At 63.2% G+C, this 17569-nt stretch carries 18 protein-coding genes and 1 tRNA gene; 14 read left to right on the top strand and 5 right to left on the bottom strand.

What is annotated here, in order from left to right:
• Positions 1-123: 123 nt before the first annotated feature.
• The 8 genes from ADA16_RS05285 to ADA16_RS05250 all read left to right on the top strand — a co-directional run bounded on the left by ADA16_RS05285 (position 124) and on the right by ADA16_RS05250 (position 8039).
• A complete protein-coding gene (locus ADA16_RS05285) occupies positions 124-1005 on the top strand; it encodes an AMP-binding protein (protein WP_048759813.1) in 882 nt (293 codons plus the stop codon).
• Positions 1002-1220 carry a hypothetical protein gene (locus ADA16_RS05280; protein ID WP_148132123.1) on the top strand — a complete coding sequence of 73 codons (219 nt, stop codon included), beginning with the start codon at positions 1002-1004 and terminating at the stop codon, positions 1218-1220. Before ADA16_RS05285 ends, ADA16_RS05280 begins: the two co-directional genes overlap by 4 nt.
• On the top strand, positions 1217-2260 hold the full coding sequence (locus ADA16_RS05275; RefSeq protein ID WP_048759811.1) for an ABC transporter ATP-binding protein: 1044 nt from the start codon (positions 1217-1219) through the stop codon (positions 2258-2260). The genes ADA16_RS05280 and ADA16_RS05275 overlap by 4 nt, the downstream gene beginning before the upstream one ends.
• Positions 2257-3009, top strand: coding sequence for an ABC transporter permease (locus ADA16_RS05270; protein ID WP_048759809.1), 753 nt, complete (start codon positions 2257-2259; stop codon positions 3007-3009). Before ADA16_RS05275 ends, ADA16_RS05270 begins: the two co-directional genes overlap by 4 nt.
• Positions 3006-3743 (top strand): ABC transporter permease, encoded by a 738-nt coding sequence (locus tag ADA16_RS05265; RefSeq protein ID WP_048759806.1) that lies wholly within the window; start codon positions 3006-3008, stop codon positions 3741-3743. Before ADA16_RS05270 ends, ADA16_RS05265 begins: the two co-directional genes overlap by 4 nt.
• 107 nt (positions 3744-3850) lie before the next feature.
• A complete protein-coding gene (locus ADA16_RS05260) occupies positions 3851-4534 on the top strand; it encodes a class I SAM-dependent methyltransferase (RefSeq protein ID WP_048759970.1) in 684 nt (227 codons plus the stop codon).
• On the top strand, positions 4531-6309 hold the full coding sequence (locus ADA16_RS05255) for an ABC transporter ATP-binding protein (RefSeq protein ID WP_048759802.1): 1779 nt from the start codon (positions 4531-4533) through the stop codon (positions 6307-6309). The genes ADA16_RS05260 and ADA16_RS05255 overlap by 4 nt, the downstream gene beginning before the upstream one ends.
• Positions 6306-8039: an ABC transporter ATP-binding protein gene (locus ADA16_RS05250; protein ID WP_048759800.1), complete on the top strand. Its 1734-nt coding sequence runs from the start codon at positions 6306-6308 to the stop codon at positions 8037-8039. The genes ADA16_RS05255 and ADA16_RS05250 overlap by 4 nt, the downstream gene beginning before the upstream one ends.
• A gap of 225 nt (positions 8040-8264) precedes the next feature.
• Here the strand turns inward: ADA16_RS05250 and pth are convergent, their stop codons facing one another.
• A complete protein-coding gene (gene pth, locus ADA16_RS05245) occupies positions 8265-8873 on the bottom strand; it encodes an aminoacyl-tRNA hydrolase (protein WP_048759796.1) in 609 nt (202 codons plus the stop codon).
• A 152-nt stretch (positions 8874-9025) separates the two neighbouring features.
• On the opposite strand from pth, the gene ADA16_RS05240 reads away from it, so the two are divergent.
• The 5 genes from ADA16_RS05240 to ADA16_RS11440 all read left to right on the top strand — a co-directional run bounded on the left by ADA16_RS05240 (position 9026) and on the right by ADA16_RS11440 (position 13190).
• The gene (locus ADA16_RS05240) at positions 9026-9913 is read left to right on the top strand and encodes an ABC transporter substrate-binding protein (RefSeq protein WP_152680730.1); all 888 of its coding nucleotides are present in this window, start codon (positions 9026-9028) and stop codon (positions 9911-9913) included.
• The gene (locus ADA16_RS05235; protein ID WP_048759792.1) at positions 9913-10911 is read left to right on the top strand and encodes a FecCD family ABC transporter permease; all 999 of its coding nucleotides are present in this window, start codon (positions 9913-9915) and stop codon (positions 10909-10911) included. Before ADA16_RS05240 ends, ADA16_RS05235 begins: the two co-directional genes overlap by 1 nt.
• Positions 10901-11884 carry a FecCD family ABC transporter permease gene (locus tag ADA16_RS05230; protein ID WP_048759791.1) on the top strand — a complete coding sequence of 328 codons (984 nt, stop codon included), beginning with the start codon at positions 10901-10903 and terminating at the stop codon, positions 11882-11884. Before ADA16_RS05235 ends, ADA16_RS05230 begins: the two co-directional genes overlap by 11 nt.
• A 6-nt stretch (positions 11885-11890) precedes the next feature.
• The gene (locus tag ADA16_RS05225) at positions 11891-12676 is read left to right on the top strand and encodes an ABC transporter ATP-binding protein (protein ID WP_048759789.1); all 786 of its coding nucleotides are present in this window, start codon (positions 11891-11893) and stop codon (positions 12674-12676) included.
• A gap of 391 nt (positions 12677-13067) precedes the next feature.
• Positions 13068-13190 (top strand): hypothetical protein, encoded by a 123-nt coding sequence (locus ADA16_RS11440; protein WP_275042182.1) that lies wholly within the window; start codon positions 13068-13070, stop codon positions 13188-13190.
• A 71-nt stretch (positions 13191-13261) separates the two neighbouring features.
• On the opposite strand, the gene ADA16_RS05220 is transcribed toward ADA16_RS11440, so the two are convergent.
• The 4 genes from ADA16_RS05220 to ADA16_RS05205 form a co-directional block, all read right to left on the bottom strand.
• Entirely contained in the window at positions 13262-13903 is a 642-nt protein-coding gene (locus tag ADA16_RS05220; RefSeq protein ID WP_048759787.1) for a 50S ribosomal protein L25/general stress protein Ctc, read from the bottom strand.
• A 250-nt stretch (positions 13904-14153) separates the two neighbouring features.
• Positions 14154-15131: a ribose-phosphate diphosphokinase gene (locus ADA16_RS05215; RefSeq protein ID WP_048759784.1), complete on the bottom strand. Its 978-nt coding sequence runs from the start codon at positions 15129-15131 to the stop codon at positions 14154-14156.
• 7 nt (positions 15132-15138) lie between these two features.
• Positions 15139-16626, bottom strand: a complete 1488-nt coding sequence (gene glmU, locus ADA16_RS05210; RefSeq protein WP_048759782.1) for a bifunctional UDP-N-acetylglucosamine diphosphorylase/glucosamine-1-phosphate N-acetyltransferase GlmU — start codon at positions 16624-16626, stop codon at positions 15139-15141.
• 86 nt (positions 16627-16712) lie between these two features.
• A tRNA-Gln gene (locus ADA16_RS05205) sits at positions 16713-16783 on the bottom strand.
• A gap of 96 nt (positions 16784-16879) precedes the next feature.
• Between ADA16_RS05205 and ADA16_RS05200 the strand changes: the two genes are divergently transcribed.
• Entirely contained in the window at positions 16880-17545 is a 666-nt protein-coding gene (locus tag ADA16_RS05200; protein ID WP_048733949.1) for a TetR/AcrR family transcriptional regulator, read from the top strand.
• Positions 17546-17569 lie beyond the last annotated feature (24 nt).

The raw sequence follows: 17569 nt of genomic DNA, 5'->3' as shown, positions 1-17569 counted from the left end.
GCGGAGACGCGCCCCACCCAGTTGCTTCACCCTTTCAACCCTTCAGACACATCCTCCGGGTCACGCCATGCGGGCCCGGTCCGCCCGGCACCGGCATGGCGCCGACAACCGAAAGAGGTACCAATGAACACGATCCGGACCATCAGCGACGTGCTTCGGGACAAGGCCGATGAGACGAAAAAGGGGATCACCTTCGTCGAGAATCGGCGGGACGTCTTCGTCCCGTATGGCCAGGTCCATGCGGAGGCGGTGGCGGCTGCGACTCGGTTGGCCGAAGCCGGCATCGGCCCCGGCGATCGCGTGATCTTCCAAGTTTCGGAGAACCGCGGGCTCATCCGGGCGTTCTGGGGCTGCGTCTACGCCGGCGCGGTTCCGGCGCTTGCGCCGCCGGTGTCAGGCCCGGTTGACGTCGACAGGGTGCGGACGCTCTCGGACATGATGCCCGGGGCCCCGATTCTGGTCGACGAACGCAGTCACACGCTGCTCACCGGCGCAAACGGTGCCGTGGTCGTGGGCGAGGATCGGCTGCTCGACGTGTCCATCGTCAATGACGCTGCCGTGGAACCGGGTGCGGCGATGCCGGGTGATGCTGAAACGGACTTCTCTCAGGCGGGGGAGGTGGATTCCGGGGATGGCGCCGGGACGGTCCCCGCGTTCCCGGTGCGAGGTGGGACGGCCGGCGAAGCCCTCATCCAGTTTTCGTCCGGCTCCACGGGATCGCCAAAGGGCGTCATCGTAACCAACGAGTCCGTGCTGAACGGTCTGCGCGCGACGATCCCACGCCACGCGCACCGGTACGAGAACAAGATGCTCACGTGGCTGCCTTTGACCCACAACCTTTCGCTGATCGGCTTCCACGTCTACGCCCTTTTTCGTGGGTACGACCAGGTGTTGCTGCCGGTTTCCGAGGTGGTCGCCGATCCCCCGAGGTGGTTCGAGGCCGTGACCAGGCACCGGCCGAGACGACCGTCGTCCGGGCGACTGGCCCGGGTTCCTACAAAATGACCGCGGCGATTGCTGCCGCCACCGTTGTGGCGGTCGCGGGGAAGCCGGTCGCGCCGGGGTGCCGGGATCTCGTCGGCCACCCCCGGCTCCTCGAACCGGTCCTCGCCTTCGCCCGCGATGCGGGCATCCATATCGAGGTGCCGCATGACAACCCGACCACGGGGCCGCTGCCGACAGCGGCCCACTGCGATACCAAAGAAAAGGGGAAACGATGACGGATCAAGCTGAACGAGGTGCGGCGATCGTCGTCCGCGACCTCACGAAGAGCTACCCGATTGCGGGCAAAGCGGGCACCCCGCCCGAAGGCGGGGCAGGTGCCCCGCCGGACGGCGGGCGCAAGGGAAAGCGCGGCGCCCGGATGCGCAAGCATGTGCTCGACGGCGTGAGTTTTACCGTGCCCGCCGGGGCGATCGTGTCGTTCCTCGGCCACAACGGTGCAGGCAAGACCACCCTCATCCGAATCCTGTCGACGCTCATCACCGCCGACTCCGGCGAGGTGAGCATCTTCTCGCGCGATGTGAAAGAGGACCCGGCGGGCGTGCGCGCCGACATTGCCACCACCGGCCAATTCGCGGCGATCGACGAGAACCTCACCGGCCGGGAGAACCTGGAGTTCTTCGGGCGGCTGCGCGGACTCGACCGCGCCGCCGCGGCCGCCCGCGCGACGGAACTGCTCGCGCAATTCTCACTCGCGGACAGTGCCTCGACGCTGGCGTCGGCCTATTCGGGTGGCATGCGGCGCCGTCTCGACATCGCCGCGTCGCTGTGCGTCGTGCCCAGGCTGCTGTTCCTCGACGAACCCACGACGGGGCTGGACCCTGTCAGCCGCGAAGAGCTGTGGGGCTTCATCCGGCAACTGCGCGACGACGGAATGACCCTGGTGCTGACCACCCAGTACCTGGAAGAGGCGGAGGCGCTGGCCGACCACGTCCATCTGCTCAAGGATCGCCGCATCGTCGCCAGCGGAACGCCAGAGGAATTGCGCCGCGACTTCGGGTCGCACGTGCTCCGCGTGTCCTTCGCCACCGCCGCCGAGGCGGAGGCGTTCGCCCGCTGCCTCGGGGGAACGTGCCTAGACGGCGCCCGCGTCGCGGGGAAGTCGGTGTCCCTCGACGTCGACCCCGGACCGCGGGTCCTCGAGGCGGTGGCGCAGGCGATGGAGGCCTCGGAAGCGTCGCCGGATTCGCTGAGCGTGTCGCCGCCCACCCTCAACGAGGTGTTCATATCGATGAACGCAGGGGGTGCGGCGCGATGAGTGCGACGTCGGTCGCGGCGTTTCTCCGTCGGGATCTGCTGCTGTTGCGACGCAACACCGCGTCGCTGATCTCCATGTTCGTAGTTCCGCCCCTCTTCCTGCTGTGCCTGTACGCGGTGTTTGGGTACTCGGCGGGGCAATCCGGCTTCGGGTACCTGCGTTTCGTGCTCGGCGGCTGCCTGTTCCAGGCGGCGATGTTCACTGCCGCGGCGTCGGCGATGGCGGTGGGACAGGACGTCGAATCCGGGCTCGTTGACCGCGTGCGCGTGTTGCCCGGGGCCACAGGCGGCTATGTCGCCGGCAGGCTCGCCACCGATGTGCTGCGGATGTCCGCGTCGATCGCGGCGCTGCTGGTCGTCGCGTGGGCCTGCGGCCTCGACATGGCTGTCGGTGACGTCGCGTGGACTGTCCTGTGGTCGCTGCTCGCCGCGGCGGTCCTGTCCCTGGTCACGGACGGGGTGATTCTGATGGTGCCCGCCCCGGTGTCGACGGCCTCATCGATCCAGGCGTTGGAAATGCTGCTGCTCATGTTCTCCACCGCGTTCATTCCGGCGACCGCTTTGGACGGCTCCCTTCGCGACATCGTGCGCCACATGCCTTTTTCGCCGGTGATCGAGGTGATTAGGGCGGCGTCCCCGGACGCCTTCCCGGATCGCGCCGGGGAAGAGGCCGCCCTGTGGCTCGGTGTCGCGGCGGTCGCCGGAATCGTCCTGTTCATCCGCCGGTTCACCTCGAGGAGCGAATCATGATTGGCGCCATCTTCGTGCATCTGCGGCGCATCGCCCACATTTGGCTGCGGCGCCCCGACTTCTGGTTCATGACGTTCATTGCTCCGCTCGTGTACCTGTTCATCGTCAACCGCATGTTCGGTGGCCTGGTCAGGCAGCTCACCGGAGAGTTCGAACTCCGGAACGCGATCATCCTGGTCGTGACGGCGTGGGCGTTCATCCTGGCCATCACGGGATCGTCCACCGTGTTCGTTGAACGCAGCAATGGCTTCCACGAGCGGTTGATCACCATGCCGGCGCCGTACGCGGCCGTGCCGGCCGCACGGATCATTGCCGAGTTCATCCGGATCATGGCGATGACGGCCGTCGTCGCGGCGGTGGCCGCCTTGCTTTCCGACGGCCCACCGGAGGTGTCCTGGTGGTGGAGGATCGCGGTGACCGGCGCGATGGTTGCCGCGGCGGCCGCATGCACCGGCACGTACATCGCGTTCTCCATCACCAGCCCCCAGGGTTCCGTGGCCCTCATCCCGTTAATCATCGTTGCGATGTTCGTCAACACGGTGCTCATGCCCGCCGACCACTTCCGTCCCCTCCTGCGCGGAATCGCCGGGCACACCCCCGTATCCGCGGCCGGCGAGGCCGTCAACGGCACCGGGGCTGCGGGTCTGGTGGTCTGCGCGGCCTGGTTCTTAGGCATCGCCGTGCTCGCGGCGTGGGGCATCGCCGTGAAAACGAGGCCGGGGGAGTCTGCATGACGGGCACGTCCACGGGGGCATCGCCGCCGACGACGGCCCGCGAACCCGAGCACCTAACCCGAAACCGCCGCGTGGACGCGGCCCACACACCCAGGAGACAGAACCAGATGAAGTCGATTGCCCAGATTGTCCAGAACAACCGCAGACTCCTCGCGGCCTACGAGGACAAGGTCCAGCCGAGGTTCCTCAGCCGCTATGCGCGTGAACCGATGGACGCCGCCGCCGTGTATCGGAAGCTCCGTGCGCTGGATCCCGGGCCGGATGCGCCGGCCCGGGTTCTCGACCTCGGTTGCGGAACCGGGTGGCTCGCCCGCATGCTCGCCGCCGAGCCTCGATATCGCAGGGCGAACATCGTCGGTTACGACCTGTCGCCCAATGCGATCCGCATCGCCCGCGAACGCGCCGCCGTCGACGGGCTCGGGGCCCGGACGGAATTCCACGTCGCCGACGTCCTCGCGCCGCTCGCGGGAGAGCCCGGCGGGGCCGATGAAATCTGGGTGTGCGGCGCGCTCCACCAAATGAAGGATGCGGGTGCCGCGCTCGGCCGGGTCGCCGGGCTGCTCGCCGACGGCGGCATCGCTTACGTGCAGACGTTCGCCGAGGATCCCGGCGTGAACGAGCGGGTCGACATGGCCGTCATGGCGAAGATGGGCCACCGGGTTTTTCGGGGCAGCGAGCTCGATGACCTCGCCGAAGCCAACGGGCTGAAGCTGGGCGGAGCCTCACGCGCCGGCATGGTGTACTTCTGCACTCTCGCGAAGAAGAGCGCGATCGGGGAGGCGGGCAAGTGAGCGCCGTGGACGGGACCGTCGGCCCGTGGTCGCTGCTCGCCCCAATCCGGACCCGGATGCGTGCGGTGGTCGCGTTGTCCGCCCTGTCGTCGGTGGCTACCGTCGCTTCGCTGGTCGGCATCATCGACATCGCGATGACGTACCCGGAGGCCCCGGCGCATCGGACGTGGTTGGCCGTGGCTGTCATCGTCGTCGCCGCGACGGTGCGCATGGTCGCGGACGGCGCCGCCGGCATGCTCTCGCACCGGGCGGATAACGACCTGCAGCTCCACCTCCGGTGCCGGCTGGTAGCCCAAATCCGGAAGTTGCCGCTGGGCTGGCTGGACGCCCGGCGCTCGTCGGGAGTCATCGGGTCGGTTGAGAAGGACGTCGCGGCTGTCCACCAGCTCATGGGCCACACCGTCGGTGAGACCGTGGTGGCGGTGTTGGTTCCCCTGCTTTCCCTCATCGCGCTCGTCGCGGTGGATTGGCGGATCGCGGCGGTGGCGGTCGTCCCGGTGCTGGTCACCTTCGCCCTGATGGGCGTAATGATGTCGCGTGGCGCCGGCCTTCAGCGCGACTACGAGCGAGCCTCCGAAGGAGTGACGGCCGCGGTTATCGAGTTGGTGCGCGGCATCCCGGTGATGAAGTCCTTCGGACGCGCCAACCAGGGCTCGGGCCGCTACGATGCCGCGGCGTCGTCGTTCGTCCGCGCGTGGTCCGCCTGGTCCCGGCAGTCGAACATCTATCTTGGGCTCATCGACGTGGTGACGTCTCCGATCACGGTCCTCGCAGTGGTGTGCGGCGCCGGCCTCGCTCTGAGGGACGCCGCGGACGGCACACCGGAGGGTCTCGTCGCCGGGCTGGTTCTCGGCCTCGGACTCTCCGCGGCGATCGTGCGGGTGGCCATGAACTCCGAACCCATCATCGCGGGGATCGCCGCCCTGAAGTCCATCGCGGAGGTGCTGGGCACGCCGCCGATTGCCGAGCCCGCCGATCCGGTGCCCGCGCGCGGAGGCACGCTCGAGGTCCGGAACCTGGTCTTCTCCTACGGCGATGGGCCGCGGGCCCTCGACGGGATGTCCGCGACGTTCGAACCGGGGACCCTCACTGCGCTGGTGGGGTCCTCCGGTTCCGGAAAGTCCACCGTCGCCCGGCTGTTGGCGCGTTTCTACGACCCCGTTGAAGGCTCGGTGCTGCTGGGCGGTGTCGATCTTCGCGACATCGCCGTGCGCGACGTGCACCGCTCGGTGTCGGTGGTGTTCCAAGATCCGCAGTTGCTCACGCTGCCGTTGCGGGAGAACATCCGGCTGGCCAGGAGAGACGCCACTGACGGCGAAATCATGGTGGCCGCGAAGCTCGCGAACCTCGATGCGGTCATCGAGGCGCTGCCGAAGCGCCTGGATTCGGTGGTCAACGTCGACGTGACCTTTTCCGGTGGCGAGGCGCAGCGCGTGGCCATCGCGAGGTCGATCGTCACGGACGCGCCGGTGCTCATCTTCGACGAGGCAACCGCTTACGCGGATCCGGCTTCCGAGGCCCTCATCCAGTCCGCAATCGAGCGTTTGGCCCGTTCGCGGACGGTGATTGTGATCGCGCACAGGTTGAGCACGATCCGCAACGCCGACCGCATCCTCGTTCTCGATGGGGGAGCGGTCGCGGAGGCGGGTACCCACGACGAGTTGCTTGCGCGCGGTGGCCGCTACCGGGATTTGTGGCGCGCGTTCGCGCTCGACGACGAACCATCCGCCCCGCGGGGCACTGAATCAGACGATGAAAAGGCGGGGAACCGATGATTCGGGACTTATGGTCGATGACGGATCGGCGCTCGAGAATGACGCTGGCGTGGCTCATTGCGTTGGCCGCGCTTGCCGCGCTGGCCCAGGGAGCGGCGTTCGTCGCGCTGCTGCCGCTGCTGTCGGCTCTGGCCGAGGGAGATGATGCGACGGCGTGGCGTTTCACCGGCGTCATCGCCGGCCTCGCGGCCGCCCATGCGGTGCTGTCTCTCGCCGCGGGGACGGTCGGCAGGGCGAATTCCGCAGCGGTGCTGTCGTCCCTGCTGCGTTCCCTGGGCGAACGCGTGCTGACGTTGCCACTCGGGTACGTCACCAAGTCCACGGCCGGCCGCTTTTCGGAGATGGCGTCGTCGGGTATCGCGTTTGCGGCGTCCGTGCCGCACGTGATCCTGCGGCCCGTCATCGCCGCGGTGGTTGCGCCGACCGTCATCGCCTTCGGAATTCTGGCGGTGGATTGGCGCGTCGGTTTGGTTCTCGTCGCGTCGGCGCCGGTGATCTTCTTCGCCTACCGGGCCATTGGCCGGGTCGGCGGGGAGTCGGACGAAGCGCATGCTGACGCCGTCGCTGCCGTCTCCGGCAGGCTGATCGAGTTCACCCGCTGCCAGCAGGCGATTCGCGCCGCGAGCGACGGTTCGGCGGCGGACGCGATGGTGGATGAGGCGATCCGGGCCCAACACGATGCGTTCGCGAAGGCGACGTCGACGCAGGGGGCGGCCATCGGACGGTTGAGTTCGGTCGTCCATGCGGTGTTCACGGCGGCGGTAATCGTCGCCGTGGCAGTCGCCGCGACGGGCGGGATGGCGCCGGCGCATTTGGCGCCAATGCTCATCGTGGTCGTCCAGTTCACCGGACCGATCACCACGGCGGGAGCGTTGTCCGGCGGTTTCGGTGCGGGCCGCAACACGTTGGCTGCGCTGCGTGACCTGCGGGCAATCCCCGCCCTTCCCGAACCGACCGCACCGGAGCTGCCCGACGGGCATGACGTGGAGTTCCGTGGCGTGAGCTTCGGGTACGGGGAGAAGAAGGTCCTCGACGGCGTCAGCTTCCGTGCACCTCAGGGAGCGCTGGTTGCTGTAGTGGGACCGTCGGGGGCGGGCAAGACGACGGTCATGCGGCTGCTGTCGCGTTTTCATGATCCGGACTCGGGGGAGATCCTCATCGGCGGGGTGCCCTTGCCTCGGATCGGCACCGACGGCGTGAACTCACTGGTGACCCCGGTGTTCCAGGAGACGTTCCTTTTCGACGCGTCCGTGCGGGACAACGTGGTCTTCGCCGACCCCGAATTCGGTTCCGGGCCCGGTGACGGGGACCGCTTGCGCGAGGCCGCCCGGCGTTCCGGGGTGGACCGCATCGTGGAGCTGCTGCCTTCCGGGTGGGATACCCCGGTGGGGGAGGAGGGGACGCTGCTGTCGGGAGGCGAACGGCAGCGCCTCGCCATCGCCCGGGCGCTTCTGAAGAATTCCCCGGTGGTGCTTCTCGACGAGCCGACGTCCTTGCTGGATGCGGCCACTGAGCGGGCGATCATCGGCACGATTGAGGCGTTGCGCGGCGATCACACCGTGATCGTCGTCGCCCATCGCCTGCACACCGTCCGCGATGCCGACCTCATCGTCGTGCTTTCGGAGGACGGGACGGTCGCAGAACGGGGTACGCACGATGAATTGCTGGCGAAGGGCGGTCGCTACGCCGAGTCGTGGGCGTGCCGGACGGGGAGCTCCCCGGGCGCCTGATCCTCATCACCTGGTCGATGCCCTCACGGGCGCCCTGCCGCAGCTTCCCGAATCCCACCGCCAGGCGCTCGGTGGGCAGAGCGAAACCGCCGACGAAAACGCCGAGCAGCACGAACACCGACGAGCTGTAAGGCTGAAGCTTCCTAGAAAGCGAAAATAGCCCCCTTCCTCATCCCTGTGAAAGCTGGGAGGGAAGGGGGCTCTTTGCTGCCTTGCCGCTAGCTACTACCGCCCGTGGACCTGGTTTTGAGCAATTTCCAGCCCGTGGCTGGCGATTAGCTCCACTGCCTCCGCCGCGGTGGGCAGGGTGAAAGCGAGCTCCTCGCGCTCCTTGGCATTGAAATTACGCAGCACATAATCAGCTGGATCCTGGCGGCCCGGAGGACGACCAATGCCAATGCGCACACGCATGTAGTCCTTCGTTCCCAATGACTTCGAGGTCGAACGCAGCCCATTGTGGCCATTCTCGCCCCCGCCGCGCTTAAGGCGCACCACACCCGGGTCCAGATCTAGCTCATCGTGGACCACCACGACGTCGGTAGGTGCGACATTGAAGAACTTGGCCAGCGCCGCGACCGGCCCACCCGACAGATTCATGTACGTCCGGGGCTTAGCCAGAATCACCTGTCGCTCGCCACCATCGGAGGTCTTAAACCGAGTCTGCACAATCTCAGCATTCGATTTCTTGTGCACGCTAAACGACGACGGCATCGGAGAAGTCCGGCTGGCTAGTTCATCTAGCACCAGATGTCCGACGTTATGGCGGGTGAGTTCATATTTGGGCCCAGGGTTGCCGAGCCCTACGACAAGCAGAGACGTGGTGGAGGCGTTCATGAGTTCAATCTTGGCACACGGGCCGGGTTGTGGAGAACAGGCAACTGCGGGGGTAGAGGCCGGGGCTAGTCGAATGAAAAGTCAAAAATAAGTGGTTGCGCTAGGTTAGCCAATGATTGCAAAATTAGGTCATGCTAAATTACTTAAATCGAATGAGCGTGGCTGAACCTCGCCGCGCACGATTTTTCGCCGCCATTATTGCAATGAGTCTCGCCCTGGTGTTTGTCCTGGTCGGATGCGCTGATGGGCAGGAATCTAATGGTGACTCTGCGGCAGAAGAGAAGAAAGACGCTTCCTCCATCCGTGTAGTAGCTCTCGACTGGCGTTACGAGGAAATTCTTTACGCACTTGGTGTTAAGCCGGTCGGTATTGTAGAGATTGGCAAGTCCGCCGCGCCTAAAACCCTCGAGGGCAAGCTCGACGGCATTACATCGGTGGGGCAGGCGAAACAGCCGAACTTGGAGGTCATTCAGTCGCTTGAACCGGACTTGATTCTGGCAAGCCCGACACGGCAGGCATCCATTATGGATCAGCTGAAGGAAATTGCTCCGACCGAAGCATACGGTGACACCTCCTATACCGAGGTGCTCGATGCGATGGATGACATTGCGACCAAGATTGGCGCTGAGGACAAGGCTGCAGAAGTCCGCGCCCGCATCGAGGACAAGGTGGTAAAGGCAAAGGAGAAGGTCGCGCCGGGCACGCGAGCAGCCCTCGTTGGTTGGTCCAAGAACACCCTCTACACTTGGGTCAAGGACTCCTTCGCAGGTTCTCTCCTGACCGCTGCTGGTTACGAGTACGGCTACGATGGAGAGAAGTCCGCCATCGAGTCCAAGACTGACGTAGCCGAGCTGACCGGTGACAAGCTCCCGGGAATGAAACTCGACGTTATGTACCTGTACAACGATATTGAGGGATTCCGTTCCAGCCCGTACGCAGATGTCGTAAGCAACATCGTTGACGTTGATCAGGACACTTGGTCACGCTCCCGCGGTCCGCTGGCCGCAGAGGCGATGTTGGATCAAATTATCAATTCCTAATGAAATTCCGTGCCTTTTGGGCATGCGTACTCATCTGTGTAGTAACTGTCGTGGCAATTAGTTTCTACCGACTATCTGGACTGTCAGCTCCGGCTAATGCCCCGCAGCTCTATCCGGAATTACGCAGCCTTACCCGTGATCGACTTTTAGCAGCTGTGATCGTCGGCGCCAGTCTCGGTGTCGGCGGCGTTCTGCTGCGTACCGCAACTGCCAATCCGCTGGCTGACCCGCAAATTACCGGAGTTAATTCCGGTGCTGCATTTGGCGCTGTTGCGACTGCGTTCGTAACTGGGTCTGCGACTGGTGCGCTGCTTTTGCCCGGCGCGTTAATTGGTGGTGGCGCGGCGGCAGCATTCACTATCTCTTTGAGTATGCGTGGATCTAGCCCAGAATCTGGCGGTGCAAACGCGATTCAAAAGATGGTTTTATTGGGCATTGCTGTGTCGGCCATATTTAGCGCGCTGACATCAATCTTCCTCGTCTTGGATGAAGCTCAGCTGACTACCGTATTGGCCTGGCTCAATGGTCGTCTCGCCGGAGTTCGCCTGCCGGACCTGGTTCCAGCCCTAATCGCCTTGGTGCTCATCTTTCCTGCCTTCGCCGCAGGTGGGCGTGCCCTAGATGCCCTCGGTGCCGGTGATGCAGTCAGTAGGTCTATCGGTGCGAATCCCGCGCGTGTGCGTGTCGGAGCAGTTGTCGGGGCTGTAGTACTGACCGCCACATGTGTAGCGGCCGCGGGGCCGATTGGTTTTCTGGGGCTGCTTGCGGCTGTCGTCGCGCAGCGAGTAGCGGGTCGCACGCACAGGCGCAGCCTGGTGGCAGCTGCCGTCGTAGGCTCGGCCACGCTTCTCATCGCGGATAGCCTGGGGCAGTGGCTGTGGGCCCCCGCGGAGACTCCGGTAGGCATTCTCACCGGTATTGCAGGCGCTCCGCTGCTGCTATGGGGAATCCGTTCGATCAGGTCTGCACGTCAGGGAGGTCGCAGGCGTGGTTACTAAGAGTCGCTTTGCCCTAGTGCTCCTCGTCAGTTCATTGTTCCTCGTGCTGGCTTGCCTAGTCGGTATGGGGATTGGAGCAGTTCAGAAGTCGCTTCCCGACGTTATTGCCGGGCTTCTTTCCGGAGAAAATCTCTATTGGCGCTACAGAATGCCACGCATAGTCGTGGGCGTGCTGGCGGGTGTGGGGATGGCCGTTGCAGGAAGTTTGCTTCAGGTCGCATTGCGTAACCCGCTAGCGGCGCCGGACACTCTAGGAATTACTGCTGGAGGTGGCCTGGCGGCGGTCGTCGCACTTCTCGGTTTCGGATCTCTGCCAGCACTGGCACTCACCCCAATCGCGTTCGTTGGTTCCCTTCTCGGGGGATTGACGGTTTTTGCAGCGGCTGGTCGGGCAGTGGCTGATCCTGCGCGTTTGGCGCTGACAGGCGTGGCTGTATCTGTGGGGCTTGCTGCTGTGACACAGCTGCTCCTTGTGCGTGTGGCGCCAGAGGCCGGTGCCGCGATGACTTGGCTGAAGGGTTCTCTATATGCGCGCACCATGTCGGATGCGCTTACCGTTGCCCCCGTCATCTTTGTGGGGACAGCAGTGGCATTGGTGTTCGCGCGCCACTTCAACACCCTGGTACTGGATGATTCAACGATAGTCAGTATCGGTGGCCGTTTTAACGTGCTGCGAATCCTAGCGCTGATGGTCGCAGTGGCATGCGGCTCCGCGGCGGTAGCAGCAGCGGGTGTCTTGGGATTCGTCGGGCTGATTATCCCGCACGCAGCGAAGCTGTTGGTGGGGCAGAATCTTGCGCGTCAGATTCCCGTGGGCGCCGTGGCGGGTGCAGCTCTGGTGGTCGCTGCTGATGCTGTGGGGCGCTGGGCGTTTGCTCCGACGGAGATTCCCGTGGGGGCGTTAATTGCAATTGTCGGAGCGCCCTATTTCATCTACCTGGTTCATCGAGTAACGAGCGTGAAGAGGAAGTAGAAACTTATGACAGACTCTCTTACCTGTACTGAAGTGTCGGCGGGCTATGGCGCAGAGTTGATTGTCAAGGATGTCACGCTGAAAATCCCGCACGGGAAAATTACGGCTCTTATCGGTCCTAACGGCAGTGGAAAATCGACCCTGCTGAAGGTGCTTGGCAGGCAGTTGACACCTGAACGTGGAGCCGCAGAACTGGACGGTCGCCGAATCTCCGAATTTGGGGCTCGTCAGTTCGCCCGGCGCCTGTCCTTTCTACCGCAGCAGCCTGTGGTTCCGGATGGGATGACAGTTCGCGAGCTCATCGCTTTCGGCCGCTACCCGTATTCGGGAGCTTTTGCGTCGTTAAGCGCCGAGGATCACTCGGCGATTACGCAGGCGGCCCGGCAGACCGGAATTGAACAATTCCTTGATACGGATGCGATGGCGCTGTCCGGTGGGCAGCGGCAACGAATGTGGATTGCCATGACCTTGGCTCAGGACACCGATATTATGCTTCTCGATGAGCCGACGACCTTTCTCGATCCCGCGCACCAGCTGTCGATTCTTGACTTGGTTCAGGAACTAAACCGTAAAGGGCGGACGATTGTAATGGTTGTCCATGACATGGCTCATGCGGCGAAGTACTCCGACTATGTGGTTGTGATGCGCGATGGACGCATCGTTGAACAGGGCCCGACGCGAGAGACTTTCGATTCGGCTTTGATTCGACGTGCATTTGGAATCTCGTCGCTCATGGTTGAAGATCCGGAGACTGGGCGAAATCTTCCAATCGCCTATGGCGTGCATAAGTAAGTTAGGGTAGCCTTACCTTCTGTGTTGCCAAATGTGTATGTAAATAGTGACAGTTGTGAAGCCGAAATTAGGCGACGACTCGTTTCAGCTCTCCGATCCGAGCGTCTCCTGATTCAAGAAGGAAAGTCAGTTCAACAGGCCGAACGCCTCATCGACAGTGAGCTAACTTCAGCAGATTTACTTAGGAGACTCGCTGAAGAGCGCTTGCTCAGCATAAATCCAACGAACCTCGACCGAGCCTATGTCGAGGTCGCCGATAGTGTGGTGGGCCTGCGCTGCTGGCTCGGTGGAAAACAGTTCGGCGTTTTTTTTTGGGGGGGGGAGGCTCCTCTTCGTGTCAGCCGCACCCGCAAAACACTGTGATTGTGCTGCGTGATGGTAGGCCGGCGCGTTGCTGTTTGGCGTTATTGCAGATGTGGGCGGGGTAGCGGCTATGGCCATTGCGATGGCTGGTGCTAATGCTCTGCTGATTACGCCGGCAGTGGCGATGATGATGAAACATCGCAAAGCATAGAAAAGCGGGGACGGAAGATTGCTTCCGTCCCCGCTTCGTCTAGCTGTTAGCTAATTTTACGAGCGCTGAAATTACTCAGCGGACTCATCAGTCGGCTCATCCGGAGTCTCAGCCTCGCCCATGCCCTCGATGTCGGCATCGACGTCACCAGCCGGCTCCTCCTCCGGAGCAACAATGTTGAAGATCAACAGATCGGCGTCGTCCGTGAGCTCCAGGCCCTCCGGCAGGGTGACGTCGCCAGCATGAACCATGGTGCCGACCTCGGCGCCCTCGACGGAGACCTCGATCTCTTCCGGAATAGCCAGAACCGGTGCGATAACCAGAATGGTCTCGGCATCCTGCGTGAGCAGGGCGCCCGGGGCGACCTCGCCGGTCGGGACGACCGGCACCTCAACCTCGACCTTCTCGTCACGGTGAATGGCGAGGAGGTCAGCGTGGTCGATGTCGAGGGTCAGAGCGTTCTGGTCAACAGCCTTGACCATGGACAGCTGGGACTCGCCCTCGATGTTGACATCCAGAACAGCGTTGAGGCCGTGGTTACGGATCACAGCGTGGAAATCCAAGGTGTCAACGAGGATGTGCTTCGGGGCATCCAGAGCGGCGCCGTAGATGACAACCGGGATGTCGCCAGCAACGCGGGCACGGCGAGCGGCACCCTTGCCGAACTCGGTGCGGTTACGAGCATCAATCTTGATGATGTTGGGCTTTGCCATGAAAATGGACTCCTAAACGATTCGATATTGAGTCGTCGAGTCGAGCACGTGCCGCATCCATGCCACCGTGGGGGCAAAAGTTGGGCTGCGAGCGTCGCGTCGATAACGGCAACCAACTATTGTGGCCGCCCTCGCCGAGACTTACCGGAAAAATTGTAGTGGACTAACAGCTCAAACAGCAAACCCCGCCACCACCAGCAAAACTAGGTTGCCGGTCGCGGCGGGGTGCCCGTCGTCAAGCGGATAGAGTTTAAGCCTGCCCCTCGAAGAGAGTGGTAACGGAGCCGTTTTCGAAGATCTCGTGGATCGTCTTAGCCAGCAGCGGTGCGATTGGCAGGACGGTGAGGTTGTCCCAGCCCTCGGTGGACTGCGGCAGGGTGTCAGTGGTGATGACCTCGCGGGCGCCGCACTTGGATAGGCGCTCACGGGCCGGGTCGGAGAAGACACCGTGCGTGGTAGCGATGATGACGTCCTCAGCGCCAGCCTCACGCAGCACGTTGACAGCGCCGGCGATGGTGCCGCCGGTGTCAATCATGTCGTCGATGAGCAGGCATGTCTTACCGGAGACCTCGCCGACAACGCGGTTGGCGACAACCTGGTTGGCGACATCGACGGAGCGAGTCTTGTGAATGAAGGCCAACGGGGCACCGCCCAGGGTGTTGGCCCATTTCTCGGAAACCTTCACACGGCCGGCGTCAGGGGAGACCACGACCAGGTTATCCAGGGAGTAATTCTCCTTGATGTACTCCGACAGAATCGGCATGGCGTGCATGTGATCGACCGGGCCGTCGAAGAAGCCCTGAATCTGGTCGGTGTGGAGGTCCACGGAGACGATGCGGTCAGCGCCTGCGGTCTTGAGCAGGTCAGCGACCAGGCGAGCGGAAATCGGCTCACGGCCGCGGTGCTTCTTGTCCTGGCGGGCGTACGGGAAGAACGGCAAGATAGCGGTGATGCGCTTGGCCGAACCGCGCTTGAGCGCGTCAATCATAATCAGCTGTTCGATGAGCCACTTGTTCAGCGGTGCCGGGTGTGCCTGCAGTACGAAGGCGTCGGAACCGCGGACGGACTCCTCGTAGCGAACGAAGATTTCGCCGTTGGCAAAATCACGAGCGGTCATCGGAGTCAGCTCGATGCCGAGCTCCTTGGCAACTGCCTCGCCCAATTCCGGGTGTGCCCTTCCGGAGAAGAGCATGAGGTTCTTCTGGTTATCAATCCACTGGCCGGTCATCTGCCGTCTAGCCTTCCTGGTCTTCCTTGTTGTCAGCGTTGTCAGTCGCCTGCGCCGCCTGCGCTGCCTCTGCAGCAGCGGTCCCTGGGCGCTTCCGCTCGACCCATCCCTCGATGTTGCGCTGACGGCCACCACTGACCGCCAATGCTCCCGGAGGAACGTCGTCCTTAATAACAGTACCTGCACCTGAGTACGCGCCATCACCCACGGTCACAGGAGCGATGAACATGGTGTCGGAGCCGGTGCGAACATGCGAGCCGATGACGGTGCGGTGCTTATTGACACCGTCGTAGTTCACGAACACGCTTGAGGCGCCGATGTTGGAGTGCTCGCCGATCTCCGCGTCGCCCACGTAGGTCAGGTGCGGAACCTTCGAACCGGTGCCAATCTGCGCGTTCTTCGCCTCCACGAAGCCACCGAGCTTCGCGCCGACACCGAGCTTGGTGTTCGGGCGAATATAGGTGAACGGTCCGACCGTCGCATCCTCGCCAATTTCCGAATCGGAACCGTGGGTACGCACGACGCTGGCGCGCTTGCCGACGATCATGTTGGTCAGTGTCGTGTCCGGTCCCACGGTGGCCCCATCGCCGATTATGGTCTTGCCGTGCAGCTGGGTGCCCGGCAGGATCGTGACATCGCGACCAATTTCTACCTCAACATCAATCCAGGTGGTGTCCGGATCGACGATAGTGGCTCCCGCACGCATAGCTGCCTCGCAGGTGCGACGGTTGAGTTCGCGACCCAACGTGGCCAGCTGGACGCGGTCATTGACACCGGCGACGACGGTGGCATCGGCGAGGCGGTGGCCACGTACTGAGCGGTCGGCTTCGCGGGCAATGCCAATGACATCGGTGAGGTAGAGCTCGCCCTGGGCATTGTTGGTGTCCAGCTGCTTGAGCGCGTTGGCCAAGGTCTCGGCGTCGAAAGCGTAGACACCGGAGTTGACCTCGGTGATTTCGCGTTCTTCGTCGGAGGCGTCCTTTTCCTCTACGATGCGCAGGACTTCGCCGTCTGCGTTGCGGACGATGCGGCCGTAGCCGTGTGGGTTGTCAGCAGTGGAGGTCAGCACGGTCACGGCAGCGCGTGGCATACGGTTGTGCTCTTCAAGGAGGGCCTGGAGGGCCTCGGAATCCAGCAGTGGAACATCGGAGGTGGTCACCAAAATAGTGCCCTTGAAGCTCTGCAGTTCAGGGTGCTCGAGCGCACACTGAACAGCGTGGCCGGTACCGTTTTGCTCTTCCTGTGGCGCAATGACGACGTCGTTGGAGTGCTCGGCCTTCTCCGTCCACGCACCGATGGCGTCAATTACCTTCTCGCGCTGGTGGCCAACGACGACAGCAATCTCATCTGGATTAATGCCCTTGGCGGCATAGAGCGCGTGCTCCAACATTGTGCGACCGCCGAGAGCGTGCAGCATTTTCGGCGTATTGGATTTCATTCGGGTGCCTTGACCCGCGGCGAGAATGACCACAGCGGTGGCCGAACCGTTCGACATGAAACTTGCTACTCCTCAGTCAGGGTGCATCACGGTCACGGCGGGGCGAAAAGTCACTTCTTAACAAGGGGCCGGCCCCCCGCTTGCTCTCCCACCAGGACTCGAACCTAGAATGCCGGTACCAAAAACCGGAGTGTTGCCATTACACCATGGGAGAATGGCACAAAGCGGACCCGCTTGTGCCTGCGATATACGATAGCAAGACTTTAGCCACTAATCTAAAAGCATGGCCTCCAATTCTCCGAGACGACGTATGACCGGTCCACAGCGCAAAGCTCAGCTGACAGAAGTCAGCCGTGGAATCTTTGCCGCCAAGGGGCCGGATGCCGCCTCAATGGAGGAAATCGCTGCCGCAGCCGGGGTATCGAAGCCGGTTGTGTACGAGCATTTCGGTACCAAAGAGCGGCTCTACCAGGCAGTCGTCGACCAGGAGATGAAGACTCTCGAGGCCACGATTACGGAGGCGCTGTCTCTGGGGCGTTCTCGTTACCGTATTGAGCAGGCGGTATTGGCACTGCTGACTTATGTGGAGGAAAACCCGGAGGGATTCTCCATTATTTCTCGCGACCCCGGCGTGGCGGGTGGCTATGAGACGCTGCTGAACAACGCCACCGAGTCGGTTACTCCGATCCTCTCCGAGGCTTTCAAGCGCGCCGGCTTCGACCCGTCCATGTCGGTGCTCTACGGAAACTGCATGGTCGGCATGGTTTCGCAGACCGCTCGCTGGTGGCTGGAGAAGCGCAGTCCGGATAAGGAGACAGTCGCAGCGCACATCGTCAATCTGTGCTGGAACGGGCTGGCCGGTATGGAAGGGGCCCCGGTTCTGCATGGCTCCGCTGATGTGCCAGAGGCTGCGGAGGGGGCGAAGTTCGGCGCAGGTGCTGCAGCAGACCCGATGCAGGTGGCGGAGAACGGCTAACCAGCACGCAGGGCGAATCCGGGG

This window comes from Corynebacterium vitaeruminis (assembly GCF_001054325.1).
GTDB classification, from domain to species: Bacteria; Actinomycetota; Actinomycetes; order Mycobacteriales; family Mycobacteriaceae; genus Corynebacterium; species Corynebacterium vitaeruminis_A.
The sequence above is the reverse complement of the archived record's forward strand: the minus strand, read 5'-3'. Positions and strand labels throughout refer to the sequence as shown.